General features: G+C 59.3%; 18 protein-coding genes and 1 pseudogene. 9 read left to right on the top strand and 10 right to left on the bottom strand.

What is annotated here, in order from left to right; translation table 11 throughout:
- Positions 1-25: 25 nt before the first annotated feature.
- Entirely contained in the window at positions 26-1126 is a 1101-nt protein-coding gene (locus tag BPHYT_RS01085; RefSeq protein WP_012431312.1) for an IS110 family RNA-guided transposase, read from the top strand.
- 647 nt (positions 1127-1773) lie between these two features.
- On the opposite strand, the gene BPHYT_RS01080 is transcribed toward BPHYT_RS01085, so the two are convergent.
- Complete coding sequence (locus BPHYT_RS01080; RefSeq protein ID WP_049868863.1) at positions 1774-2907, bottom strand: GGDEF domain-containing protein; 1134 nt, start codon at positions 2905-2907, stop codon at positions 1774-1776.
- Between BPHYT_RS01080 and BPHYT_RS38545 the strand changes: the two genes are divergently transcribed.
- Positions 2906-3118, top strand: a complete 213-nt coding sequence (locus tag BPHYT_RS38545; RefSeq protein ID WP_049868861.1) for a hypothetical protein — start codon at positions 2906-2908, stop codon at positions 3116-3118. The genes BPHYT_RS01080 and BPHYT_RS38545 overlap by 2 nt on opposite strands.
- Before the next feature lie 468 nt (positions 3119-3586).
- Here the strand turns inward: BPHYT_RS38545 and BPHYT_RS39610 are convergent.
- Positions 3587-5317 (bottom strand): annotated as a pseudogene (locus BPHYT_RS39610) (methyl-accepting chemotaxis protein).
- A gap of 433 nt (positions 5318-5750) precedes the next feature.
- The gene (locus BPHYT_RS37025; protein ID WP_012431308.1) at positions 5751-6071 is read right to left on the bottom strand and encodes a LysR family transcriptional regulator; all 321 of its coding nucleotides are present in this window, start codon (positions 6069-6071) and stop codon (positions 5751-5753) included.
- A gap of 408 nt (positions 6072-6479) precedes the next feature.
- On the opposite strand from BPHYT_RS37025, the gene BPHYT_RS01070 reads away from it, so the two are divergent.
- The 6 genes from BPHYT_RS01070 to BPHYT_RS01040 all read left to right on the top strand — a co-directional run bounded on the left by BPHYT_RS01070 (position 6480) and on the right by BPHYT_RS01040 (position 13800).
- Positions 6480-7199, top strand: a complete 720-nt coding sequence (locus BPHYT_RS01070) for a gluconate 2-dehydrogenase subunit 3 family protein (RefSeq protein WP_012431307.1) — start codon at positions 6480-6482, stop codon at positions 7197-7199.
- A 48-nt stretch (positions 7200-7247) separates the two neighbouring features.
- Positions 7248-9026: a GMC family oxidoreductase gene (locus tag BPHYT_RS01065; RefSeq protein ID WP_012431306.1), complete on the top strand. Its 1779-nt coding sequence runs from the start codon at positions 7248-7250 to the stop codon at positions 9024-9026.
- An 11-nt stretch (positions 9027-9037) separates the two neighbouring features.
- On the top strand, positions 9038-10441 hold the full coding sequence (locus BPHYT_RS01060) for a cytochrome c (RefSeq protein ID WP_012431305.1): 1404 nt from the start codon (positions 9038-9040) through the stop codon (positions 10439-10441).
- A gap of 79 nt (positions 10442-10520) precedes the next feature.
- Positions 10521-11450, top strand: a complete 930-nt coding sequence (locus tag BPHYT_RS01055; protein WP_012431304.1) for a LysR family transcriptional regulator — start codon at positions 10521-10523, stop codon at positions 11448-11450.
- A gap of 86 nt (positions 11451-11536) precedes the next feature.
- A complete protein-coding gene (locus BPHYT_RS01050; RefSeq protein ID WP_012431303.1) occupies positions 11537-12412 on the top strand; it encodes an SDR family NAD(P)-dependent oxidoreductase in 876 nt (291 codons plus the stop codon).
- A gap of 932 nt (positions 12413-13344) precedes the next feature.
- Positions 13345-13800, top strand: coding sequence for a hypothetical protein (locus BPHYT_RS01040; RefSeq protein WP_012431300.1), 456 nt, complete (start codon positions 13345-13347; stop codon positions 13798-13800).
- Here the strand turns inward: BPHYT_RS01040 and cynS are convergent.
- Positions 13797-14246: a cyanase gene (cynS, locus tag BPHYT_RS01035; RefSeq protein WP_012431299.1), complete on the bottom strand. Its 450-nt coding sequence runs from the start codon at positions 14244-14246 to the stop codon at positions 13797-13799. The two genes, BPHYT_RS01040 and cynS, sit on opposite strands and share 4 nt — an antisense overlap.
- Positions 14247-14587: 341 nt before the next feature.
- Between cynS and bfr the strand changes: the two genes are divergently transcribed.
- A complete protein-coding gene (bfr, locus tag BPHYT_RS01030) occupies positions 14588-15067 on the top strand; it encodes a bacterioferritin (RefSeq protein WP_012431298.1) in 480 nt (159 codons plus the stop codon).
- 345 nt (positions 15068-15412) lie between these two features.
- Here bfr and BPHYT_RS01025 read toward each other — a convergent pair whose 3' ends face one another.
- The 6 genes from BPHYT_RS01025 to gmtZ form a co-directional block, all read right to left on the bottom strand.
- A complete protein-coding gene (locus tag BPHYT_RS01025; protein WP_407669177.1) occupies positions 15413-15904 on the bottom strand; it encodes a methyl-accepting chemotaxis protein in 492 nt (163 codons plus the stop codon).
- A gap of 446 nt (positions 15905-16350) precedes the next feature.
- Positions 16351-18345 (bottom strand): nSTAND3 domain-containing NTPase, encoded by a 1995-nt coding sequence (locus BPHYT_RS01020; RefSeq protein WP_113976526.1) that lies wholly within the window; start codon positions 18343-18345, stop codon positions 16351-16353.
- A gap of 339 nt (positions 18346-18684) precedes the next feature.
- Positions 18685-19644, bottom strand: a complete 960-nt coding sequence (locus tag BPHYT_RS01015; RefSeq protein WP_012431295.1) for an SOS response-associated peptidase family protein — start codon at positions 19642-19644, stop codon at positions 18685-18687.
- Between the two features lie 37 nt (positions 19645-19681).
- Entirely contained in the window at positions 19682-19963 is a 282-nt protein-coding gene (locus tag BPHYT_RS38995; RefSeq protein WP_039364595.1) for a hypothetical protein, read from the bottom strand.
- A gap of 263 nt (positions 19964-20226) precedes the next feature.
- Positions 20227-20889, bottom strand: a complete 663-nt coding sequence (gmtX, locus tag BPHYT_RS01005) for a gamma-mobile-trio protein GmtX (RefSeq protein ID WP_012431293.1) — start codon at positions 20887-20889, stop codon at positions 20227-20229.
- The gene (gmtZ, locus tag BPHYT_RS01000) at positions 20886-23492 is read right to left on the bottom strand and encodes a gamma-mobile-trio integrase GmtZ (protein WP_012431292.1); all 2607 of its coding nucleotides are present in this window, start codon (positions 23490-23492) and stop codon (positions 20886-20888) included. Before gmtZ ends, gmtX begins: the two co-directional genes overlap by 4 nt.
- Positions 23493-23511: the final 19 nt, after the last annotated feature.

Raw genomic sequence — 23511 nt, 5'->3', positions numbered from 1 at the left:
CCTTCACTGAACGGCGGAGACAGTCATGGATGAGGTCAAGTTTTACGTTGGGCTCGATGTGCATAAAGACTCCATCGCAATCGCATTCGCCCGGGCGCACTTGCGGGACGATCCTCAATTTGTCGGGACGACCCGCTACAGCGTGATTTCCCTGACGAAGGCACTCTCGAAGCTGGGCAAGCCAGCCGAGCTCAGTGTCTGTCACGAAGCGGGCCCCTGCGGGTATGGGCTCGTGCGGGCGCTGCGCGAACAGGGCTATCGCTGTGAAGTGGTTGCGCCATCGCGCGTCGCCCGGCGGCCTGCCGACAGAATCAAGACGGACCGTCGCGACGCATTACTGCTGGCAAGACTCCATCGGGCCGGCGAGCTGGTGCCAGTTGCAATTCCCGAGCCGGCGGACGAGGCCATCCGCGACCTGGTGCGCGCTCGGGAGGATGCTGTGAATGACCAGCGCAGAATGCGACAGAGGCTCAAATCCTTTCTGCTTCGTCATGGTCATGCCTACACCGGCACGCGGTGGGGACCGAAGCATGAACTCTTCCTCTCGAAGATAAAATTCGAAGAGCCCGCCCAGCATATCGTCTTCACCGAGTACCGGATGGCGGTGCGGTTCGCCACCGAACTCGTCGAGCGCCTCACGCAGTCGCTGCGCGCCCATGCCGAAACCTGGCGATGGTTGCCAGTGGTCAAAGGCCTGATGACCCTGCGCAGCATTGACATCATCTCCGCGTTGACCATTGTCGCGGAACTTGGCGACTTACGGCGTTTCCCGCATCCACGCGAATTCATGGGCTACCTGGGACTTGTGCCGTCGGAACACTCCAGCGGGAATTCAAAGCAACGAGGCCGTCTGACCAGGACGGGCAACAGGCACGTGCGCAGGATACTTGTCGAGGCGGCGTGGAACTATCGGTTGCCGGCGAGAATCGGTGAGTCACTACAGCCCCGACTGGAAGGACAACCTCGACATATCATCGACATCGCCTGGAAAGCGCAGGTTCGGCTCTGCCACAGATTTCGCCGGCTTCGCTCACGAGGTCTTCACCAGAACAAGACGTGTGCGGCAATCGCGCGCGAACTATGTGGCTTCATCTGGGACATCGGGACACGACTGCAGCCAGCCTGAGCACGCCGTTAAATCTTGCCCGGAGATTTTAGACAGGAGCCGCTATCGCAAAACCTTTAACTTCCACCTGATCGGTAACGCGGCATCGGGCGCGATGAGGGGAATCCTCGAGATTTTTTTGTGAGCACGCGACTGCGTGATCTCCGTGGTTAAGAGCGAGGTAGCCCCGTGACGGAAAGATGAAATGCGGTAACCAGCCCGCGGATATGAGCTTGATCCATCGTCGATAAACAGCCCGTCTGCCGCGTTACCAATCAGGTCGGATACGTTGACATTCGAGATCGCGGTGGCGAGGGCGGTGCTCGCCCTACTTGCAAAAACAGGCCATATGAGAAATACAGCGCAACGTTCTCTGGCCTGACGAAGGCATTTCATACATTGCTGTCTTGATGCACTCGCCTGCACCGGGCCGGAAGTACGGTGCATTTTCCGGAACAACCTGAACGGATAGCTGGAACGGATGGCCCAAGACGACCTTTCCGGGTCGGGTTTTTTCATGGGTCGCACAATCGGGAATCGAAGGGAACGCTCGTGTTTCCCGGCAAACGCAATGTGCATCCGGGCGATACGACAAACGGCGACGCGCGCAGCACCCCGTTGTCGTCGGACTGGCAACTGTCAATCGACGGCAGCCGGGCAGATCCCGTTCATTCCGGTGCTGATCTGATCTCAAACGAAGTCTTCATGGATTCCACGCGGTTTCGCCCTTCGCGCTTGGCATGATATAACGCGTCGTCGGCCACCCGAAGCAATTGCTCCAGCGCACTCCCGTCTTTCGCTGTAGTAGCAACACCCACACTGCATGTATAGCCAGGTAGTTCGTTATCTCCATCCTGCAACAGGGACAAGCGAATTCTTTCAGCCTGGGCAGACGCATCTTCCAGACTCACCCCGCGAAGCAGGACCGCGAACTCCTCCCCACCCAGACGGGCCATGGAAGTACCGTTGACCAGGACGGCATTTGCGCGCCGGCAAAAATCAACCAGCACCTTGTCGCCAACGTCATGACCATATTTATCGTTGATTGCCTTGAAGTGATCCAGATCCACAATCAACAATGCTAATGTGCCGCCCGTTCGCTGTGCCACCTGATATTCGCGTTGGTAAATCTCGGCGAATGCACGTCGGTTAAAAACGCCGGTGAGTGGATCCCGGGTTGCATACCACTTCAATTCCATATTCAATCTGTGAGTTGCCACCATGACAAACCCCAGCGCGAGCAGCAAAGTCACGAAACTGTAGGTTGCGAAATAAATGGCCTGAATCAGATCCGGCGAAAGGAAGTTGCTCTGGACGAGAGTGGGTAACAGGCTGGTCACGCCGCGAATCAGCAGCACGACAATCTGAAGCAGCAGCACGAATGCCAGAAAATATGTACTGGAATGCCTCACGCCGTAGCGAACTACGAGCAGGAGCTGAACACCATAGAGACCCAGCAAACAGCCTGTGATCGACGTGAGCCTGAGCGTATAGGCGGGTTCCACAAGCAGCCACCAGCTGACGCACGCCATTGTCAGGATCGTTGCCGCACTCACGCTGGCCCAGGAGGGCTTGCGTCCGTAAAACAACTGGGTGCCGACTAGCCACAAACCGACACCACACAGCAGACCGGCATTTGCCACGATCACTGACAGCCAGTCAGGTATCACCTCACGTAATCCGAACAGGACCGCCGTTACGGCAAGTATCAGAGACCCCAATGCCCACCGGCCAATACCGTTGATATTCGAATGTAAATCCCGATACACCGAAAACAACACGGATGACATGATTGCTGACATGACAGACGTCAGCAATATGACAGTGCGGGGGTCAATTGTGATCATTGGCTTCGTCGTTCAACTGGAAATGCGACGATACCACGCGATCAAAAGCCGCCTGTGGGGTACCGATCTCTTGAAACCCTTTACACTAAAAGCGAAAAGAGGCTGCGAATGTGAAGCACAAGTGATCGCGATGGAGAACGACGCAACGAACGGCAACAGTGTGTGAAAGTTCGTCTGCTGTGCAAGGCCGTCTATCCGGTACTCTTGGACTACCTGTGAAGCGGAAGGCTGAATGCAGCTGAGGTCGATGCAGTCATTGCCGCCTGTGCCAAAGGCTTTTCCTTTCCGACGAATCTCGACCGGGATCCACCGCTGAGAGGGCTCGCGCCCATGGGGAGCAGTCGACCGCAGCCTTCGCGACGCTAAACAAGCAGGTGCAAGGTCTGTCGCGCGTCGTGCGTTTGCTCAGGCTGCGTCACGCTGACGCCCGCGTAAAGAGGTCCGAAAGCCCACTTCGACTTGTTCTGGTGCAAACAGGAAAACCGGTTGATAGGTTTTGCGGCACCGGCCCGGCGCGTCCAAAATCTGAAGCGGCACCCCAGCCTCGACGCAGACAGGAACGCCGTGTCGGCGCTCGCGGTGCAACCATCTTGCCCAGCGCCTCGCTGCGGCAGCGTCCAGTTCCCAGACTTGATCAGAATTCCTGCCAATCCACGGCACGGGAGGTCGTCGCGATCATGGTGTCTCCGCCGGCGGTCGCGAATGGCGTCGTCCTGGTTGACGTTGCAGGGGAAGGCATGCGAACGGTCTGCGACGACAGACGCGGATCACTCGCTGGGGCGACTATGCGTGACCCGGCTGGCCGCGTATCGGCGATCCTGAAGACGGCCACCGCCTGACGTAGCGCCTGGGCCTGCTGGGCCATCGACTGCGCTGCTGCCGACGCTTCTTCGACCAGGGCGGCATTCTGCTGGGTCACCTCGTCCATCTGGGTAACCGCCGTATTAACCTGCCCGATACCGGCGCTCTGTTCTTCCGAAGCCGCCGCGATTTCGCTCATGATGTCGGTCACGCGCTTCACCGCCTGGACGATTTCGTTGATGGTGCTCCCGGCTTCCTCAACGAGTTTCGAGCCGGTATCGACGCGAGTCACCGACTCGCCGATCAGATCCTTGATTTCCCTGGCTGCTGCTGCACTGCGCTGGGCAAGCGTGCGTACCTCGCCGGCCACGACGGCAAACCCTCGCCCCTGTTCGCCAGCGCGAGCTGCCTCGACTGCTGCGTTAAGCGCGAGGATATTCGTCTGGAATGCGATGCCTTCGATCACGCCAATGATATCGGCGACTTTGGCGGAACTGTCGGAGATCCCGTTCATCGTCTCCACCACGCGGCCGACCACCTCCCCGCCGCGCTGCGCGATGGTCGACGCGGTGACGGCCAGTGTAGTGGCCTGCCTGGCATTGTCCGCATTCTGACGGACTGTGCTGGTCAGCTCTTCCATGCTCGACGCTGTTTCCTCGAGTGACGCCGCCTGCTCTTCGGTGCGCTGGGACAAGTCAGTATTGCCTTGCGCAATCTGGCCGGCAGCGACGGAGATCGACTCACTGGAAGCCTTGATGCCCTCCACGATGCTCGTCAACTGGTCTTTCATTGCGCCGAGCGAGTGCATCAGGCTGGAATGATCCCCTGTCTACAGGCGCACCATGACACGTAGATTGCCGGCCGCGATATCTCCAGCGAGCGCCACCGCCTCGCGGGGTTCGCCACCAAGCTGTTTTGCCAGGACTCGCGCAATCATCAGCGCCACACCCAGCGCAATGACCGCCGCCCCGACGTTCACTCCGATCACCAGCGCGATCGCGTGCGAATATGCCTTACTGGCCAGTTCCCCCTCGCGGGCCGCACCCGTCACGTTGACCTCGACGATTGTCTTGATGTCTTTCTCGATGGATTTGCGAATAGTGGCTGACTGACCGCTCACGAGAGCCAACGCTTCCACTGGCTTGCCTGCTTTCGCCAGTGCCCTGACCTGCTGGTCGACCTCCAGATACTGCGGCATAAGCGTCTGGATGTCAGCGTATGCGGCTCTCTCCTCCGGCTCGGTCATGAGATTCTGGTATTCGGTTTCGGCGTGACGATAGTCCGCCAGCGCTGACTCGATGAGTGGTTCCAGCGCCGCGGCATCGGCGGCCGTCGCCGCAGCGGCCACTCGGTATTCATTGATGCGGATCTCGCGAAGCCCGGCCTGCATCTGCAGACTGCTGCGCACGCTTGGCAACCAGTTGTCACGCAATTCCACGACGCGGGCGTTTTCACCACGCAACTCTAATAGAGAAAACGCGCCCAATCCAACCAGCAAAACGATAACAAAAGAAAATCCCAGGATCAGCTGGGTGACCACCTTCAAGTTTTTGAGAGCCTGCACGCTAATGCCTTCGTTGGGTTGAATAAGCGCTTCCCGCGCTTCGGAGTCCAGATATAAAGAACATTATTTGCTCCTGATATCGACAGATAGGCTCATGCCCTTGAGATGAAATTTATCCTCGCGTCGCCACTGAGTGATCGACGAGCTTGGTTAGATTCTGCGGAGTGTTTTTAAGCTTCCGCAAGTGATAACCAATGGTTGCCAGAGCAACTGCCGTTATCCTTGCGTCGTCCGGAGCGGACATATACAGTTACCGCGCTGCATGTCTTTAAAGTCAGTACGACGACACCGCGGCTCTTTTCCGCCTGTCGCCACTGTCGTACCAATTCAGCGATCAAGGTGCCCCAGACATTCAAGGCTTTGCTCGGGCAATATCTGAGTATGCATGGCGCTTTTGCGATCCGCTGGACGAACTCGAACGCCCGGACACAATTCAGCACACTTTGCGTTTCCGTCTACGCGGAATGGGACGCTTTACGTCGACGTGTTCACTTCTGAAGGAGGACGCAGTGGCCAGCGCTTCATCGAGCGCATTAACTGCTCGTTGCGCGAATCCTCTGAATTTTGCACCCCGCTCCGTCAGAATCACTCCGCGTGTCGAGCGGCTGAAGAGCGGCCCACCAAGTTTTTCCTCAAGGTCTGAAACGTAATGTGACACGGTGGACGCCTTGACCGAAAGCCTCTTCGCCGCCACGCTGAAACTTCCTGCTTCTGATGTCGTGAGAAAAGCCCGGACCGCTGCATAGTAGTTCATCGATCTTTCCCTCGTTGCAGACTCGCGTTGCGTTCCTCGCCCATATGTCGACGCTGCAGCGTGAACACCGCTACGTAAGCCGAATTTTCGAAACAATTCCACAGCCATAGATGGCGGCGGAGATCATGGCAGCTTCGTCTATGCCTGGCAAACCCCTTGTCGCAATTCTGATTTGCGATCGTGCACAACGAAGTGGGGGGTCCCATTTCTGCAAAACTGAATTCCTTATGTGGGTGTTCCACTCCAATAGCCGAGCCCCTATCCTCGAACCTTTAATCGCTATAGGCGGCCACTCGATACGGGTGTATGGGTTCCCACACAATACAAGGCGGGGCGGATCGCAATCAGCGCTCCCAGCCTCAGCAAGCCGTATTGAACACCCGAGCCGTCTGTAGACGGAGATGCCACATGAAAAAAGAAGGCACGGTATTTTCGCGCCGCGGTTTCATCAAGAGTTCGCTCACGGCCGCCTCGTCGGTCGTGCTTCTCAAGGCTTCCCCCACCGTTCCTGTCGCCGACGCCTCGGCGGCCGAAAATCCGGCTGCTCCCGCCTACGAACCTCGCTATTTCACCGCTGCGGAATGGGCTTTCATTCAGGCAGCGGTGGACCGCCTGATCCCCTCGAATGACGATGGCCCCGGCGCACTGGATCTGCACGTGCCCGAGTTCATCGACCGGCAGATGGATACCGACTACGGGCACGGCGCGCGCTGGTATCTGCAGGGACCTTTTCACCCGGACTCGGACTTTACGCTCGGCTACCAGATGAAATATTCGCCGCGTGACATGTATCGCGTGGCGATTGCCGGCATCGACGGGTGGTGCAGGCGCGAGCATGGCCAGAGCTTCGCGAAGCTGGACGCGGCCACTCAGGAGCGCGTGCTGGGGCAGCTCGAAAAAGGCGAGATCGTGCTGCCTGACATGAAAACGAACGAGTTCTTCATCCAGCTGCTCGCGAACACGAAGGAAGGCTATTTCGCCGATCCGATGTACGGCGGCAATCGCGGCATGGGTGCCTGGAAGATGATCGGATTTCCGGGCGCGCGCGCCGACTTCATGGACTGGGCCACCCAATACGACACGGTCTATCCGTTGCCGCCGGTGTCGATCCTGGGCGAGAAAGGCTAAAAAACCGGGCTGAAAGGCGCAGGCTGAAAAAAAGCTGGGAAACACTGCATGACAAAATCCATGAAACCCGTTGACGTCGTCGTGATCGGGCTCGGCTGGACCGGCTCGATCCTCTCCATGGAGCTGGCCAGCGAGGGCCTTGAGGTGGTCGCGCTCGAGCGCGGACACAATCGCGATACGTCACCTGACTACACCTATCCCAAGGCCGTCGATGAACTGAAATACGGGATCCGCGGCGAGCTGTTCCGCCGGCTGTCGCTTGAAACCGTGACGGTGCGCCACCAGGTCGGCGACACGGCCGTCCCCTACCGGCAATACAATGCGTTCCTGCTGCCCGACAACGTCGGGGGCGCTGGTGTCCACTGGAACGGGCAACTCTACCGGCCGTCGCCTGAGGACATGAAGTTCCGCTCGCACAACGTCGAGCGCTATGGTGCCGGGTTCCTGCCAGCCGACATGACGATCCAGGACTACGACGTCACCTGGAATGAGCTGGAGCCGTATTTCGACCGTTTCGAATATCTGAACGGCACATCGGGTCAGGCCGGTAACCTGCGGGGCAAGGTCCTGTCGGGCGGCAATCCGTTCGAGGGGCCGCGCTCGCGTGCCTACCCGACGCCCCCCGTTGCCGATCAGTACGCAGCGAAGCTGTTCGCCAGTGCCGCGCGCGAGCTTGGCTATCATCCGTTCCCGCAGCCCAGCGCGAACTGTTCCGAGCCCTACACGAACTTCTACGGCGTTCGCCTCGGACCGTGCAACCTGTGCGGCTTTTGCGAACGCTTTGGCTGCTTTCTCTACTCGAAGGGGGCGCCGCAAACCACGATCCTCCCTGCACTGATGCGCAAGCCAAATTTCGAGCTGCGTACCCAGAGCCATGTCGTGAAGATCAACGTCGATTCGACGGGCAAGCGTGCCACTGGCGTCACCTATATCGATGGCGCCGGCAACGAGGTATTCCAGCCAGCCGACCTCGTGATCCTGTCATCGTTCCAGATCAACAACGTGCGGCTGATGCTGCTCTCAGGCATCGGCAGACCCTATGATCCGGTGACCGGAAAGGGCGTGATCGGCAAGAACTTCGCCTACCAGATGATGAGCTCGACGTCCGTCTTCTACGACAAGGATGTGCCGATCAATCCGTTCATCGCAGCCGGCTCCGGCGGCTCGCAAATCGTCGACGAATTCAACTCGGACCACTTCGACCACGGCCCGCATGGCTTCCTCGGCGGCGGGTACATCATCGGCGGACAGACGGGCGGCAGGCCGATCCAGCAGCTCGCCGTGCCGCACGGCACACCGGCCTGGGGCGCGCAATGGAAGCGCGCGGCCAAGGACCATTACCTCCATACGACAAACGTCGTCGCGCACGGCTCAGTCATGGCGTATCGCGATGCGTATCTCGACCTCGACCCCACCTACCGCGATTCGCTCGGTCTGCCGATGCTGCGCATGACGTTCGACTGGCATGACAACGAGTACCGCATGACCCGCTTCGTCACGGACCGCGCGCTCGAGATCGTCGCGAAGATGAATCCGAAGTCGCATTCGACGCTGATGCGCAAGCCCGGCGACCACTTCAACGTGCGCGAATATCAGACCACGCACACAGCCGGCGGCGTCATCACGGGTGCCGACCCGCAGTCGAGCGCGCTGAACCGCTATCTGCAGAGCTGGGACGTGCCGAACCTGTTCGTGATGGGCGCCTCGGCGTTTCCGCAAGGCATCGGATACAACCCCACGGGCCTGGTTGGCGCGCTCGCCTACTTCGCCGCGGACGCGATACGGACACAGTATCTCAAGCGTCCCGGCGCGCTCGTGCAGGCGTGAGGAGCGCAGCCATGAAGACTACGCTCCGGCCGGGGACCATCATCGCCGGTCTCGTCGCGCTCGCCGTGGTGATCGTTGCGTGCGCATGGATCGTCGCGGCGCTATTCGGCGGCCGCGGCGGTAGGGCTCACGACGCGGCACTCGAAGCGGAAGCGCCGATCGACGCGAACGACACTGCGCTCATCCGCCGCGGCGCCTACCTGGCCGTTCTCGGCGACTGCGCCGCCTGCCATGTCGCCAAAGACGGCAAGGCCTTTGTTGGCGGCCTGCCGATTACCACGCCCATCGGCACGCTCTACACCACCAACATCACTCCGGACCCGGCGACCGGCATCGGCAACTACACGCCAAGCGATTTCGAGCGCGCGGTGCGTCGCGGGATCCGCAGGGACGGCAGCCCGATGTATCCGGCCATGCCCTATCCATCGTACGCCCACGTCAGCGACGACGACGTGCGCGCGCTTTACGCGTACTTCATGCACGGCGTCGCTCCCGTCGACTCGCCGAACCGCGCGTCCGGCATTCCGTGGCCGCTGTCCATGCGCTGGCCGCTTACGTACTGGCGCTGGGCCTTCGCGCCGAAGGTGCAGCCTGCCGCACATACGGACATCGACAGCGCGACGGCTGCAGGGGCCGCGCACGATGCGGCACTGCTGGAGCGCGGGCGCTATCTCGTCGAAGGGCTCATGCACTGCGGCAGCTGTCACACGCCGCGGGGTGTCGGTCTGCAGGAGAAGGCACTCGGGGACGCGGATGGCTCCGACTATCTGTCCGGCGGCGTTATCGACCATTACGTTGCGAACAGTCTACGCGGGGACGACCTGACCGGGCTGGGCCGGTGGAGCCAGGCCGATATCGTCGAATTTCTGCGCACCGGACGCAACCCAGAGACGGCCGCGTTCGGTGGCATGCGTGATGTTGTCCAGCACAGCTCGCAGTTTCTGAACGACACCGACCTGCTTGCGGTCGCCACGTACCTGAAGTCGCTGCCGGGGAATCATCCGGCCGGGCACTACGCGTATGCGGCCGCGGCCGGCGCCGCGCTCGCGAAGGGCGACGTGAGCGCGCGTGGCGCAATCGATTACCTGAACAGCTGCGCGGCATGCCATCTATCGTCAGGCAAGGGCTACCGCGACACGTTCCCCGCGCTCGCCGGCAATCCGGTCGTCAACGCGAAAGATCCGACGTCGCTGATCAACATCGTGCTCAACGGCAACACCGAGGTCGGGACTTCGCGCGTGCCGACGCAGTTCACGATGCCGCCCTTTGGCGACCGCCTGACCGACGCCGAGGTCGCCAACGTCGTCACGTTTATCCGGACGAGCTGGGGCAACCACGCGCCGGACGTCAATGCAGACGAAGTTGCGAAAGTGCGTGCGCAGACGCACGCACCAACCGTTGCGCGCCGCCAATGACATTCAATCGCTTTGCATGGGCGGATCGGGTGGGGTGGCAGATGCAGGACACAGAATAGCTGACGCCGAACTCCCGCTTATGGATTACTTCGCCGCCCTGCGCGCATTCCTCTATGCCGCGGATCTTGGAAGCTTCAACAAGGCCGCAGACCAGCTCCAGGTCAAGACCTCAACGGTCTCGCGACATATTGCCGAACTGGAGCGCGATCTCGGTATCGCGCTCTTCAACCGCTCCACGCGCGGACTCGCATTGACTGAGGGCGGACACGTGTTCCGCGAACAGGGCGCGGCCGCCATCCGGATGCTCGACGAGGCGTGCGTGGCAACCTCGTCGCTCAATGCGTCCCCGCAGGGCCTGCTGCGCGTGACGATGCCCACTGCGTTTGGGCGACGCCATGTGGTCGCCCACATTCCGGAATTCATGAGGCGGTATCCGCATATCGACGTGGACGTCGTCATCACCGACGAGATCGTGAATTTCGTTGCGACCGGGGTCGACGTAGCGATCCGCGTCGGCGTGCTTCCCGACTCGCAACTCATGGCGCGCCGACTGGCGAACCATACAAGCGTGGTCTGCGCGAGCCCTGACCACGTGCGCCTTCACGGCGTGCCGTCGTCGCCGGCCGAGCTTTCCACACATCCGGCCATACGCTTCGCGATCGCTGGTGACGACTCCTGGTTTCTCGCACGTCAATCCGGGGCCGACGGGCAGGAAGAAGCCGTCGAAGTCAAACTGCGCGGTCGCCTGCGCGCGAACAACATCGAGGCGATCCTCGACCTCGCGATCGCCGGCAGCGGCGCCGCGTTGCTTCCGCTATGGGCGATCGGGGAACCGCTGCGCACCGGACTGCTGGTGCGGCTGCTGCCGGACTGGCAGGGCCAGGCAACGAGTAGCCCGCCTGCGATATGGGGGGTGTATCCGCGCAAGAAAACGGTATCTTCCAAGGTGCGGGCGTTTCTCGACTTTTATTCCGATATGTTTAGCCGGGAGCGTTACTGGGAACCGTGATGTGCACGGGCAGGCGCGCCGCGACGGGCTACGGTGATGTTGAGTGCGCCAGGCCCATCAAACCAGACCATGACAAGGACTGAGTGATGCCAACTTTCTCTTCGGATGCCCTCAAGGGCAAGATCGCCGTGGTGACGGGTGCCGCACGCGGCATAGGTCGCGCCGCCGCAGTCGCTCTGGCGGAGGCGGGGGCCGATGTGGCCGGCCTCGACATTTGCTCCGCGGTTTCATCCATCGACACCTTTGCGCCTGCGACCCGCGCCGACCTTGCCGAGACGGGGCGTATGGTAACTTCTGTGGGCCGCCGCTGGCGCCCGATCGTGGCCGACCAGCGCGATATCGGCGCATTGCGGCGCGCGGCCGAGGAAGTGCGTGCCGCCTGGGGCGGTCTCGACATCCTCTTTGCAAATGCCGGCATCCAGGCGTTCAAGCCACTGCTGGAGATGGACGACGCCGACTGGTACGACCAGATCGACTGCAACCTCAACGGCACGGCCAACGCGATCCGTGCCTTTACGCCGCTGCTGGTCAAGCGTGGTGGCGGCCGCATCATCGTCACGTCCTCGACGCAGGGACAGCACGGCACGTTGAACGGCGCCGCCTACTCGGCCTCGAAGTGGGGCATTCTCGGTCTGATGAAGTCCGCGGCACTGGAGCTTGGCAAACACGGGATCACGGTTAACGCGCTCGTGCCCGGCCTGATCGACACGGCGCTCACCCGGCACGAAGATCGTTACGCGCAGATGATTCAGGTGGGCGGCAACGCGCCGTCGTACGACCCGGCCAAGGATGAAACGGCGGCTGCAGAGGGATTTGCCGCCAAACTGCCGCTTGGCCTGCCCTGGCTGCCGCCGGAGAGTATCGCACCCGCCGTCGTGTTCCTCGCGTCGGACGCCGCCGCCCTCGTGTCAGGAACAAGCGTCGCGGTGACGGGCGGCGACAGCGCAAATATTACGGCCTGAAAGCTACGATTACTCCGGAAAGCCGACACTGCCAGCAAACTCCGGAAGATGTCCGCGTGGCATGCCCAGCCTGATGTCCTGGAAACCGCCAACGATTTCATCCGGGAGCATGACGCCAACGATCTGCCCTTCTTTCTCGACGCACTGGCTGCCCGTCTCGACGCACGACTGGCGCATGACGCGGCCAGCATCGTCAGACAATTCGCAAAATCGCGCCCTGGCCGGCGAGCACGCCGCCGCCGCTCGCCGGCTTGACTGAGACTACCGCCCAGCAGAAGCAGGATGGGCGAACGCGCTGGTGACCGGACGGGTACTTTCGCCGCAGTGCGAAATGAACGTACGTCAACGGTACAAGCTGGAAGGCGGCATCTGGTTGCCCGAAGTGGACGGCTATCAATCCAGGCAGATCGGTCGAGCACCCTGCCACGCAACGTAGGCAAGCCGGCTTATGCGCGGGACATGACCTTCCATACCTCTACAGGACCGGCCTGCTTCCGGATATGCCAGGTTTTCCTGGGAATCGATGTTCCCTTCATTGTCCGCCAGGCTTCAACAACAAGTATTGCCTCACCCGGAATGTTCTGACTCGCTACTCCCGTGGTTCCTGCACCGTCCGACATCTCGATCACCACGGGTTGTTCCCCGACGTCAATCCGCAATTCGCCCCGCACTATCGCACCCGGATAAAAGTGGGTCGCGCTCACGAAAAGTGGAACACCTGTCTGATCGGAAGATCGCATGATCCGTTACCGGGGAGAAACAGCGTTTTGAGCCTTGTATCGAGGTCAACGGTATGTGCCATGAACCACATCGCATGCGAAACGTCATACCGACGTTCATCCGTCACCCGCCGGCAGACGTTACTGCTTATCATAACTACGACCCGGGCAAACTCGAAAGAGACGCTACTGATTCACGCAGCAATAAATATCATGTCACGCAAACCATTTGGGGCCACCCAGGCGCGCCGTGCCAAGGCGCTTTTCCTGCCCATGCCACGCGCCGACGCCGACAGGGTGATCCTGCAGCATCGGACGGCGCTCGAAGCCGTGCGAGCTGGCTATGCAGACGCCGGTCTGGCACGTCGGCTTTTCACGACCATTCTGCTGACCCGCTATCTGACCGAGGAGGGCCACGGCCTCCTCGACCTCGGCCTGCTGGACGAAGCGGAACAGATGCTCTCCACCGCACTCGATAACGGCGAGGACCGCGGCGACTGGAACTTTCCGCCTGCGCTTATCGATCTGTTGTCCCGCATTGTTAACGAACACGACCGGCAACTGCGTGAGACACGCCTGCAGGCGATCGTGCGCGCAAGCGAACGACTGGACCGACTGATCGGAAGCAACAAGCGGGAGAGACCGGACACGCCCGGCACAGAGTCCTAGTAGGTCTTGTAGGGAAGGAACTTTCCTGAGAGGACAACCCGCACGCGATCGCCCTTCGGATCCTGTTCCCGCTCGATGTCCATCGAGAAGTCGATCGCACTCATGATGCCGTCGCCGAATTCCTCGTGGATGAGCTCCTTGATGGTCGAACCATAAACGTTGACGATTTCGTACCAGCGATAGATCAGCGGATCAGTCGGGACGGCTGTCGGAAGCGACCCCTTGTACGGCACCGCCTGCAGCCACCGGAGCGCGTCGTCCGGCAGTTCAAAGATTTCCCCGATGACGCTGGCCTGTTTCTCGTCCAGCGTCATCTGTCCGAGACAGGCCGCGGTCGTCCACTCCTTGCTGAGGCCCACCCTGGCTGCCACATCAGCCCACTTGATGCCTTTGGCCACTTTCGCGGCAACGATCATTTCGGTCACTTCGTTCCGGCTCGAAATCATGCTGCACTCCTCTTCAGAAAGACGATCTGCCCTGCCCGGAGGCAGGCAATAAACCTCCACTATCATCGCTTGTCAGTGCGATCAGTTAATCGGACCATAGTCCGACGCGCACACAAGGATCTGCGCCATACACTGCTGCGTCCACTATCCCCGCAGTCATTCCCGTCCCTGGCCGGCTAACCCTTCTCGCTCGACGCTGTACGCGAGCGGCATGCTGGCGACGGCACGCGATGATTTACTCATGTCATGAGAATGATAGGGATTTTCATTATCAAAATTTTCTGAAAACTGGATTTTTTATTCTCCATTGCGTATCGTTCGCTCCAACCCGGAGAATCAAGATGAAAGGCGATCCGAAAGTCATCGAATATCTGAATGCCCAGCTCAAGAATGAGCTGACGGCCATCAACCAGTATTTCCTGCACGCGCGCATGTACAGGCACTGGGGCCTCAATAGCCTCGGCAAGCACGAGTACGACGAGTCGATCGGGGAAATGCGCCACGCGGACTGGCTCATCCAGCGGGTGTTCATGCTCGACGGTCTGCCGAACCTGCAGGATCTGCACAAGCTGCTCATCGGTGAGACCACGGAAGAAATCCTGCAGGCCGACCTGAAGCTCGAGCAGATATCACAGGCGACGTGCAAGGAAGCGATTGCGTACTGCGAGTCGGTAAGGGACTTCGTTTCGCGTGAGATCTTCGTGAAGATCCTTGATGGCACGGAAGAGCACATCGACTGGCTTGAAACCCAGATCGACCTGATCCGCAAGGTCGGGATCCACAACTACCAGCAAAGTGCAGCGGGTGAGGTCGCATCGTAGGCCGCAGCCTTTTCCGGACGACGCCCCGGGGTCGCACCTGCTCCATCCTGACCGGGCCTTGAATTCCAGCGCTCACCGCTGCGCCACATACATAACCAGCGACGCGGCGGGCAGTGCAGCACCTGTCCGGGACGCCAGCTCCCATTCCCACGAACGAAGCACCATGCTCCAGCCATGGAGCCGATTGCGCCGCCCATAAAGAAAAACGCAGCGGACGCAGTTGGGCAGTTGGGGTGGCTGGGGGCAGATCTCCCTGCCCCGGCACTCGGCGGCCGGAATACCGTAATGCCAGCGAGTGCGACTTCCTGGCGCCGCCGCGAGTTCCTCAACCGTCGATGCGCCAGATCAGGATCCGGAATCGCCAGCGAGCACAAACACCTGCACCGCCTGCCGCAGGCTTCCTGCCGACTCGTGCAGCGAAGCCGCCGCGCCTGCTGCCTGTCCAACGAGCTCCGCGTTCTGCTGCGTCACCTGATCCATCTGCGCGATTGCATGATGGACCTGCTCGATGCCCTGCGCCTGATCCTGCGTTGCTGCCGTCATCTCCGCCATGATGCCAGCGACGCGCCGGATGCTGTCGACGACCCGGTGCATCGTTTCGCCGGCCTCGCCCACGAGCTTCGTGCCGGCGTCGACCTTGCCCGCCGAATCCTCGATCAGCGTCCGGATTTCTCTCGCCGAGGTCGCCGAACGTTGCGCGAGCGTGCGTACCTCTCCGGTCACCACGGCGAAACCACGTCCCTGTTCGCCAGCACGCGCGGCCTCGACTGCCGCGTTCAGCGCAAGAATGTTGGTCAGAAAGGCGATCCCTTCGATGACGCCGATGATCTCGGACATTTTCGTGGCCGATTCGTCGATCGAGTCCATCGTCCGGACAACCCGGTCAGAACAGGCGGCAACCAACGTAATGCGCGCGGCAATTTGAACGGCGCCTCAAAAGGTTCGTCCAGTGGGGCCATATCTACGAGGAGCGGCAGCAGGTCTGGGAGTGGCTCCCCCGGCGGTGACTGGCCGAGCACGACCGGAAATCCGTCCGGCGTTGGGCGCTGAAACGCTACACATCTCGGGAGTCGCCGACGCGCTGCTTGCAGGGACCCAGATGGCGCACGATTACGCTGCCAGTCCACAGCCACGCCGGCGGGGCCCCCGCGGGCGGCACTACTACGGTGTTGCTGCCGAGCTTGTACTAACGTAGGAAGGGGAAGCGGCGCTTTGCAATGCTCCGGCCGACACGTCATCGCTGGATTACCGCACGGGCACTGGCTGGAGCCTCGCTTCACGGCCTAATCATCGACATCCCTGAATATCGCGGCCGACGGTCCGTCAGAAGCCATCCCACTTCCGACAGGCGCATTTGAACTCGCGGAACCAGAATAGTCTTCTTGCATATCAAAAACTGCGGACTGGACGAGGCCTTTAAGCTGTGATGTTATTTCCAGTTCGCGATTAGGCGCGAAACGCCGCGCAAAGTCGCGCACGTCCATCGACAGCTCTTCGAAATGAGAATCAGGGTCGGTGCTGCGCTCCCATTGCTCACGTGTTCTATCAACGTGTGCAGCCAAGTTGTTCAGGATTTTGTCCTCGATTGCATCGAAGATTTGAACCCGCTCATCTTCCGTGAACACGGTCATCAGTTCATCGTCCTCCAGTACGCTTGCATCGGCTCGTTCAAGGATTGCTTCCGCGAACGCTTGCGCGACCTCCTTACGCTTTTGCTCAGGAAGCAGTCCGAATTTCTGCATTCGAGCCATGAAGTCCGCTGACGGGTACTCAGATACGCGCCAGTGAAAGTAAATATCGCACTCAAGAAGTTCGGGACGGAGCTTGAGTAGAATGGCAGCAAAGTCAGCGTTCGCGCGCGTTGAAAGAAACGCTGTCAGCGACGACGCAGTACATGCAGTCATCCGTTCGGCTAGAAGTCCGTAAAACGTGGACGGGACAACGACAAACGAACCTTGCAGTTGAATTCCCGGACACACCACTTCGTTCACTAGCAAACTTGGCGCAGCTCCACGTAAGTAGAGTTCTACAAGTTCTGGATTGTCCGCGACATATCGGGCAAATGCCTCCGATATGGTCGGGTGCTTGAACTTCCAGTAGGGTCCAGTTTGGTCCTGTACATGAAGTGAGAGCGTCTCACCGAGGTCTATAACAGCTGTTCTAAGTGATGCGGAGGTGACACCAAACGCTTTCGTCGCCAATGCTACTTCAGGACAATCGAGGATAGGTGATGCGACCCGACCGCCGCTGATGAACAAAAGCGCGAGCGCGGCTTGGCTGTCCGCCGTAAGAGTTCGTATTGTCTCTTGGAGGAAGTCCGAGGGATTGACAAAGAAGTTCACCAACCCAGCTCTAGTTTTTGCCAGATGCGAAGTCAAAAGCTGGCTACCGAGACGTCTTGCGGATTCCGGCAAAAAAAAGTCGCTAGCAACCACGTCCGGCAAATATGGTTTAACCTGAGTTCTGAAGGATTGTGGCTGGTCCCCAAACTTAAGATGGTTGTACAGTATCTGAGCTTTTTCGTTTGATGTCAGCTTCTCGACCTGGATGGTGACGTTGCTTTTTGTTAGGAGTGGAAGCGCACCTGTCTTGAGGTCGCGGAGCGCAGCCTGCCAGATATAGGTCCGTGACGTGAACAGAAACTTGCTTCCGTTCTTGATGGCAGCTGCGATGTGCGGAAGCACTTGGTTCCATGTATCAGTTACGGCCTTCTGATATTGAGTGGAACCCCAAGCATCATCCACCCAGAAGAACTGTTTTTCGTGAGGGTTGATTCTCTCGCGCAATTCCATCGGCGATGTCGGCTTGACCGTAAGGCATCCCCAAATATCGGCCGCACCGACTGCCAGACTTGCGCCAATTGTCGACTTGCCTGCGGCTGGCTGCCCCAGCAATAAAACAAGCCCATGTTGGTTTATGGCGAGAACACTCTTCCGATGAGCATCTGTGACGACAAGCTTGCGAATGTCGTCTCCCATCGAACTCAGAATCATCTTTGCTTGCTCGTACGCGCGCTCATCAAGAATATTGCTCAAGTCGCCGACTCCATACAATCGAGGGACAAGCATTCGCAAGCGAGCAGACTCATCAATCTGGCTGACCACCCAATCAGCGCCCAAGATACGGCATCGCTTCGCTCCCGCTTCGATGAACGCCTTTTCGATTTGCGCACTCGCCACCCCGGAGACCGGATGGTTGGTCATCAACACGTAGTCTTCAACCAAGTTCTGCGCTGCCAAAGCAGGAATTTTCCCTAACTCGTCTGAGAGCTGTGACAAGGTCAGATTACTGTTTGGGAGCGACGTGAATTTGCATTGAATTGTGGACGACCCAGCACTGTTCCCGCTATGCATGGTACCCACAAAGGCTCCGTCCCGTCCGCCGTCATGAGATGGCAGAAATCGCTGAACCGGCCGTTGAAGGCATTCTTGTGCAACAGCGAGGCACAGGTCCTGGAATGCCTTCCACCCCAATGTGTGTAAACGATAGTCACTGCCCAAAGAGAACCTCACCGTAGTACATAAACCGAATTCGATGTTAGCTCATGAATCGAAATTTTGGCCAACCTCCCCCCAAATCGGAAAGACCCTCCACATCAACGCGCAAGCTCCAGCGCCTCATGCCGCGAACTTGTGCTCGTAATAAGGCCGGTCCTTGTCATCGAGGATGGCGTACATCGCGTCCAAGCTTGTTGCTTCCGGATTCAACCACGCCTCGATGTTCTCGGGCTTGATAGGGATGATGCACCGGTCATGGCCGGCCGCTTCAACTTCCGGCGGCGGGTCATCCGTTATGGCAGCAAACGACAGAAGGTCTGGCTCGCCCGGTTTCGTCCATCGCGACCATAGGCAGGCCACGTGCATCAACTGTCTATTGCTTGGGCGAAACTCGAGGACGACGTTCTCGTCCTTGTCATGTGATTCCAGCACCGTGCCTTCCATCTTCGCCTTCTTCACGTTCTCGTAAAAGACCTCGACGAGCAACACACCGTGCGTCTGTCCGAAGCACGATTTCCAGAAACCTCCCAATGAATTTTTGCGGGCATTGTATGTGCCGGGATATTTCACATCGAAGCTTGCCGGCGTGCCCGCAATGCGGCACTGGTATCGCATCGGCCGGAGCACGTACTCGCCGTTTTCCATCACCAGCACCGGCGCGTAGTAGCCGGGGAAGATGCGCGAGTCGCGCGGCTTTGATTCGCTGCGATTGATGTCTTCGATGCGGCGTAGCGCAGCCTCAATTTTGTCGGTAGCGATGCGTCTACTTTCGGTCGCGGCCTTCGTCACCTTCGACTCCAGCTTGCGCTCGGCTTCCGTAAATCTCGTTCGCTGCTTGAAGAGGTCTTGCTCCAGTTTCGTCCTCTGTTCCGCGCGCGTCTTTTCGATGAGTTGACGTATCTCGCGTTCGCCATCCGTCTGCGGGTCGAGGAAAGCATCGTCGAGCGCTTTCGGTGTCTTGGCGCCGCTCCCTTCGGCCTGCAGGAAATAGAGACGTGCGAACTCGGCGATGTCCATGTGCGCACCGAAGGTCCGTACGTACCGGCGGTAGTCCGCCCAGATTTGAGCCGAGTAGCACATGCGTCATCTCCACTGGTTGATGCGGTTGCCCGCTCAATCACCTGCGTTGACTGCATCGTATGTCGGTCCCGATGCATGACCCGGCGCACCCACGGCAGAAGTGCCGGTTGAGCACGCTGCCGTCGACTCGCCAGCTCCTGACTGTCGCATCCGACCTGGTGCCTACCGTCAGACCGTTCTCGCTCGCGAAAAACGTCGGCTCGCCCGCCTTGCCGCGCGCGACCGCTTCATCAATAGTCGCATCCCCAAACGCGCGACGCAATTCGGCCACGAACGCCGCTATCTCCGGCATCGGATGCTTGCGCACAGGCATATCCATCATCGTCTTCCGTCGTAATCAAAAAGGGACGTTTCACGAAGCAGGTTTTTGATATACGATACTGTACATCCATACAGTATTTTTGCAATATGGCCGCCTTGCCCCAACACGTCGAGTCGATTCACCCAGCGATTTGGACCTATACCCGTGGAGTACATAGTTTGAGGGCGAAAAGCGTGAAAGCGTTCTGCGGTGGGGTCGCCAAGGACTCTCCGTTTCGATGTATGCATACATCGAAATACATCGTTTCGGTTATCGGCTGTTCAGGCTCCGAGGATCTTTCGTATTGCACGCGCGAAGCCGACATCGAACACTGTCCGACCGTGTTCGTTCACGATCTCGCCATGGCTGCCTTCGTGTAAGCCATGTCTTTCGAGGTAGTCGGCAGAGACCGCCTTCCCCAGCGCTTCACGTTCTGAAGGAGTGAGCTGCGCGTTGTGGCCGTTTGTCGTTGTTGGCAACGCGATGGCGTCTCCTGACGCGCGCACACCGATTGGGCGTCGATCCACGACGACTTGCGCGTTGGATTTCAGAAGGTTGACCTCGGCCCGGAGCTTGTCTCGTTCCCCGATGATTGCTTGCATGATGGAGCGGATCGCGGGGTCGTGAATACGCATGAGGTATTCGTGGCTTGCCAGCGGTTTCGATGGTCGAAGTGTCGGTGGCCCGGCATACGTCGCCCAGGCCGAAATCAGCTCGCGGTAGTCTGCCGATTGCATGTTGTAGAGGACGCGTCCCTTTAGGACGCCTTCCGCCTCGGCCAGGCGACCAATGGTTGAGAGAGAAAAATCGCGCGAGCCTGATTCCTGATGCCTGCGACAAATCTCGTGCAGCGCTTTTAGCCTAGCAAGCCGATGGGCACGACCACCCTTGGCGAGCAGCGTGCCGAGAAGCACGTTCGGGTGGTCGAATGTCGCGCTGTTCATGCTTGCGACTCGTCGATTCGTTGAGGCTTGCGCTTGAGCATGCCGGTGGCATTGCATTCCGGCAGAAACGTGGCGAAATCAATGCCAAATCGCTCGCTGAGACTCCGGCCGGCGTCCATCAGGTTGATGACCTGCCGCGTTCCCAGCACTGGATTAGCGGGGTTCATCTGCCGCGCGAGACGGCGCATGAATGCGTTGCCAACGCGGAGTTGTTCTTCTTCGCCCAGCGTCATGAAGACGGGCGCAAGGTGATCGCGATAAAGCACGGCATCGAGCAACTGACTACGACGGAATACTGCCTTGCCTGCATCGAGATCCGGATAGAGCTCGACATCGTCGCAAACTCCAGCGAGCTGAAGCAATTCCGATTCGGTCTCTTCGAACGCGATGTGCACATCGCTCGCGGTGCCCACCGCCACTAGTTGAGTAGAGTCTTCGACGGCCCGGTCGAGCGCAGCCTTGCAGCGCTCAATGAGCCGCCAACAAGCGGTGAGATCCTCCGCGAAGTCGTTAAATCGCTTCATCGATCCTTCCCACACGCGCTCAGCTTGCCGAAAGGCATCGAGATGAAGGAAGACCTCGCCAGCGTCTTCAGCGTCAGCCTTCTGCTTCTTTAGGTCAAGAAGCACGCGTTCATTCGCGAGGCAAGCATTGCGGGCCTCGTCGAAATGGTAGGCGATCGTGTTGAAGTGCGCGGCGAGCGATGGAAGGTAGTGAGGCTCCGTCACGAACCAGCGGCATCGAACGCAGTTGCGATTCCCTCCCGGAACGGGAGCGTGCTTTGCGTTGCCAACGGCAGTCCCCGGCAAAACCATCGGACCTCCGTTGTGGCATCCGCCAATCGAACGATTCTCCATCGAATCGCTGGCGTTTCCTCCAGCGAGGCAAAGGCCGTGGTGCATTGGCATCCAGCCCAACGCGTTTCTTGCCGCTGGATGCTCAGGGATTGCATCTGAAACACTGCTCACACTATTGCAGATCGCACTTCGGACAAGTTCGTCGTGTGCGGTATCGAGCAGAAAGTTCTGAATGCTCGCATTCTTATTTGCATCCAGGCGAGCCTTCGCATCGAGGAGGACGTCGCGAATATGGGTGGCTCCAGGCTTGGTGTAGTACAAGGTCATGACCAACCGGCTATGACCGACAAGCTTCTGCAGCACAGGGAACGGCACCTGTCCTTCCAAGGCCAGTGCAGTGACAAGGGAGACTCGCAAACTGTGAAGTGGGAACAACGTTCTCTTCTTGGACTGGGGCGGCAGCAGCCGAATCGGTGTTCCGTTGTGGTGAGTTTCGGAACGCCCGGCGAGCCGTGATTCGAATGCCTTCAGCAAATAGAACCAGCACGAATTGAGCGCCTGATCCTGAAGCGGAAAGTTACGCATTCGTGCCGTTGGATATTCTGGCAATCGGAAGAGAAAGCACGCGTCAGGATAGCGCGCCAACTGAAAATCAGTCTTGGCAATGATATGTCGACGATCAAGTTCTGCCCATGAGGTCCGACGCGAGATGGGGTTGTACTTCTCTTGCCAGTTGCGCAGCTTCTCGATCCAGTAGAAAACATTCTGGTGAAGCGCCCCGCCGTGCGTCCATGGCAGTAAATAGCCCTTCTCTGGCCCTGACTTAGAGACGTCGGCGGTCTTGTTCGTGTTGATATAGAGGATCGCCAGTGCGTTCTCGTTGTTGTTGCGATCATAGTCGCGCCGGAACACACCCTGCTGTAGCGGCCGAGATTCGCTTCCTTCTGCTATCTCGCTGCTGTTTCGCTCCCAACGTCCTGCCGCATAGCGCCAGGTGTCTGCCTCTCCGGAGTCAAGTACGCGGACCTGGCTAGTTCGTAAGGGCAAGATAAGCTTCACAAGCAGTGCAACCCATCGGACTGGACTCCACATCTGCAACACTTGACCACCGCGATAGTTTCGACTCAGCTTACGTATGCGCCAGACGCAATCCGGATCGTCGCGATCAATCTCGTCTTCAGTCACGTCGAGCCAATCAGGCGCGCTCGCACCCATATGGCCGATCTTGCTCCCGAGCGCACCATGTGCCCATTGCCAATCGCGAAAATGGGGTCCCGCCGCCAGCATCTGCCGAAGTTGGTCGATGTAGCCATAAGGCAGTGGTGAATAAACGCTCTCGCCGCGCTTCGGCAACCCCGCTTTCGACATACGACGTACCGGGTTGTGATAGCCCTGCATTAATACGGCGTTATCGTTTTTACCAATCTGACTGAAATGCCGAAGCAACACAAACTGCAGAAAAGCGTGGATAAGATTGTTCGCGCTGATGCCCCAAGGAGAGTCAGGACACGCCGTTCGGTGAAATTCTGGAACCTGTGTCGTTTGCGCCAGGAATACACTCGGGTCCAGCGGCAGGCTCTGCAGAATGAGGTAGCGCTCGAAGAAAGTCGATAGGGCCTGCAGCCTTTGGTGTAGACCATGCGTTTCCCCACCGAGCCACTCCAAGGCGAAGCCTCTCCAGGCTGCAAGTTCTGGATAGAACTCCACCACCCAGGTCAGGGTTGCATCCGAATCGCGTCGCATGCTGCGCTCGGTCCTTGCCGCCTTGCGACGCCCCTTGGGTTTAGTTGGAGAGGTCTTGTACATGTGTTTGCTCGGTCACGTG

It is taken from the genome of Paraburkholderia phytofirmans PsJN (assembly GCF_000020125.1).
In the GTDB taxonomy this organism is placed as follows: Bacteria; Pseudomonadota; Gammaproteobacteria; order Burkholderiales; family Burkholderiaceae; genus Paraburkholderia; species Paraburkholderia phytofirmans.
This window is presented reverse-complemented; position numbering and strand designations above follow the sequence as displayed.

What these genes read in the sequence shown, in the direction of transcription:
- BPHYT_RS01085 (WP_012431312.1), top strand. Translation starts at nt 26, where the DNA reads ATGGATGAGGTCAAGTTTTACGTTGGGCTCGATGTGCATAAAGACTCC.
- BPHYT_RS38545 (WP_049868861.1), top strand. Translation starts at nt 2,906, where the DNA reads ATGACAGACGTCAGCAATATGACAGTGCGGGGGTCAATTGTGATCATT.
- BPHYT_RS01080 (WP_049868863.1), bottom strand. Translation starts at nt 2,907, where the DNA reads ATGTCAGCAATCATGTCATCCGTGTTGTTTTCGGTGTATCGGGATTTA.
- BPHYT_RS37025 (WP_012431308.1), bottom strand. Translation starts at nt 6,071, where the DNA reads ATGAACTACTATGCAGCGGTCCGGGCTTTTCTCACGACATCAGAAGCA.
- BPHYT_RS01070 (WP_012431307.1), top strand. Translation starts at nt 6,480, where the DNA reads ATGAAAAAAGAAGGCACGGTATTTTCGCGCCGCGGTTTCATCAAGAGT.
- BPHYT_RS01065 (WP_012431306.1), top strand. Translation starts at nt 7,248, where the DNA reads ATGACAAAATCCATGAAACCCGTTGACGTCGTCGTGATCGGGCTCGGC.
- BPHYT_RS01060 (WP_012431305.1), top strand. Translation starts at nt 9,038, where the DNA reads ATGAAGACTACGCTCCGGCCGGGGACCATCATCGCCGGTCTCGTCGCG.
- BPHYT_RS01055 (WP_012431304.1), top strand. Translation starts at nt 10,521, where the DNA reads ATGGATTACTTCGCCGCCCTGCGCGCATTCCTCTATGCCGCGGATCTT.
- BPHYT_RS01050 (WP_012431303.1), top strand. Translation starts at nt 11,537, where the DNA reads ATGCCAACTTTCTCTTCGGATGCCCTCAAGGGCAAGATCGCCGTGGTG.
- BPHYT_RS01040 (WP_012431300.1), top strand. Translation starts at nt 13,345, where the DNA reads ATGTCACGCAAACCATTTGGGGCCACCCAGGCGCGCCGTGCCAAGGCG.
- cynS (WP_012431299.1), bottom strand. Translation starts at nt 14,246, where the DNA reads ATGATTTCGAGCCGGAACGAAGTGACCGAAATGATCGTTGCCGCGAAA.
- bfr (WP_012431298.1), top strand. Translation starts at nt 14,588, where the DNA reads ATGAAAGGCGATCCGAAAGTCATCGAATATCTGAATGCCCAGCTCAAG.
- BPHYT_RS01025 (WP_407669177.1), bottom strand. Translation starts at nt 15,904, where the DNA reads ATGTCCGAGATCATCGGCGTCATCGAAGGGATCGCCTTTCTGACCAAC.
- BPHYT_RS01015 (WP_012431295.1), bottom strand. Translation starts at nt 19,644, where the DNA reads ATGTGCTACTCGGCTCAAATCTGGGCGGACTACCGCCGGTACGTACGG.
- BPHYT_RS38995 (WP_039364595.1), bottom strand. Translation starts at nt 19,963, where the DNA reads ATGGATATGCCTGTGCGCAAGCATCCGATGCCGGAGATAGCGGCGTTC.
- gmtX (WP_012431293.1), bottom strand. Translation starts at nt 20,889, where the DNA reads ATGAACAGCGCGACATTCGACCACCCGAACGTGCTTCTCGGCACGCTG.
- gmtZ (WP_012431292.1), bottom strand. Translation starts at nt 23,492, where the DNA reads ATGTACAAGACCTCTCCAACTAAACCCAAGGGGCGTCGCAAGGCGGCA.